Source organism: Pseudomonas sp. SDO524_S393 (assembly GCF_054071875.1).
Window position 1 is genome coordinate 1 of sequence record NZ_JBSVVZ010000147.1, and the last position, 2,100, is coordinate 2,100.

The following is a 2,100-nucleotide window of genomic DNA, read 5'->3' on the forward strand; positions in this document are numbered from 1 at the left end:
TGGATTCGCGGCCAATACCGGCAGCGCGCAGGGCGCGGGCCAGGGTTTGCGCGCGGTGGTCCAGTTCGGCGTAGCTCAAGCGTTGGCCTTCGAACACCAGTGCCGGCGCGTTCGGGGTCAAGGCTGCCTGCTGCGCGAGGGCCGTGTGCAGGTGGGCAGGGCCTGGGTAATCCCGTGCGGTGGCGTTCCAGCGCGCCAGTTGCGCCTGGTCCTGTTGTTGCGGGAACAACTCGACCAGTGCCCGCTCCGGTGTCGCGACCAGGGCGTCGAGCAATGCGCACCATTGTTTGCTCCAGCGCTGCATCGTCGCGGCATCGAACAGCGCCGCCTGGTATTCCAGGGCCAGGGTCATGTCGGTGCCGTCGTCGTGGACTTCCCAGCTCTGTTCGAACTTGGCGTCCAACGCGGGCAGAAGCTGTTCCTGCAAGGTCAGCCCGGGCCACTGGCGGTTGTCCAGGCGGCCATGGTTCAACGAGAACAGCACTTGGAACAACGGCGTGCGGTTCAGGTCGCGGCGCTGGGCCACGGCGCCGACGAGGGTGGCGAATGGCAGGTCGGCATGGGCCTGGGCGGCGCGCAGGTCGGCTTCCAGTGCGGTGAGCAACGTACTTGCCGGCGCCTGTTGATCGACGTCGCTGCGGATCACCAGCGTATTCACCAGGCACGCCAGCAGCGCTTGAGTGTGCGGCTGGTCGCGCTGATCGGCGGGTGTGCCGAAGCGAATATCGCGCTGGCCGCTGTAGCGGGCCAGCAGGGCACTCAAGGCCGTGGCCAGCACCACATACGGCGTGGTGCCGCGTTGACGGGCGAACTGGCGGATACCGGCAGCGCGCTGAGTGCCGAGGCGCACGTTCAGTTGTGCGGCACGGCGCTCGGCCTCGGCGGCGCGCGGGTGATCCAGCGGCAGTTCGAGGCTGTAGTCGTCCTGGCCCAGGTGGTGTTTCCAGTAGTCCAGACTGGCACTGCGCCGGGCCTGGGTGTCCGGGTGTTGTTGCCACACGGCGAAGTCGAGATAGTCGAGCGGCAAGGCTGCCCACCCCGGCGCTTGCCCGGCGAGACCGGCGCGATACGCCTGGGCCAGTTCGTCGATCAGCAATTGCATGGCCCAGCCATCGGTGGCGCTGTGGTGCAGGCACACCCGCAAATGGTGTTCGTCGCTGCCCTGGCGTTGCAGCAACTGTGCACGCCACGGTGCGGCGGCGGCCAGGTCGAACGGCGCCATCAATTCGGCGTGTGCCTGCTGGCAGGCGCTGTCCCAGTCGTGGGGCGCGACCACGGTCACGTGCAGTGCGGGGCCTTGCGGGTCGATCTGCAAGTACGGTTCGCCGGCGACTTCCACGATACGGCTGCGCAGCACGGTGTGACGCTGGCTGACCTGGGCGAAAGCATCACGCAACGCCTGCACATTCAACTCGCCGCGCAACGTCAGGGCGAATGGCATGTGGTATTCGCGGGAGTCCGGCACCAGGCGGCTGAGCATCCAGAAGCGCCGTTGCGCCAGGCCCAGGGGCAAATGCGCCGGGCGTGGGTGCACGGTGATCGCTTCACCGGGCGCGGCCTCGCGCACGTGGGCGGCCAGCGCGGCGACGGTCGGCTGGCTGAACACCAGCGCCAGCGGCAAGCTCAGACCCAGGCTGTCGCGCACGCGGGCGACCAGGCGAGTGGCGAGCAATGAGTGCCCGCCCAGGTGGAAGAAATGGTCATCGATACCCACCTGCGGGCATTCCAGCACTTCGCTGAACAGTTCGCAGAGGCGGCTTTCGGTAGCATCGCGCGGGGCACGGTAGGCGTGCTCGCGCTCGGTGTCCGGCAGGGCCACGGCGGCCAGCGCCTTGCGGTCGAGCTTGCCGTTGCTGTTGAGGGGCAGGTGCGGCTGCTGCACCAACAGGCTTGGCAGCATATGGGCCGGCAACTGTTCGGCCAGCGCCGTGCGCAGGCGCGCTTCATCGGCGTCGCCGCTCCAGAAACTCACCAGACGCTGATCCAGCAGCAGGGTGGCCGCTTCGCGGACGTCTGGCTGGGCCAGCAGGACCGCGTCGATTTCACCCAGCTCGATACGTTGCCCACGCAGCTTGACCTGATGGTCGAGGCGCCCCAGGT

1 protein-coding gene is annotated in these 2,100 nt (G+C 68.1%); it reads right to left on the bottom strand.

Annotation, left to right across the window (positions count from 1 at the left end; translation table 11 throughout):
* Positions 1–2,100: condensation domain-containing protein (locus ACW9IB_RS29400; protein ID WP_457416820.1), on the bottom strand; the 2,100-nt coding region annotated here is incomplete at both ends.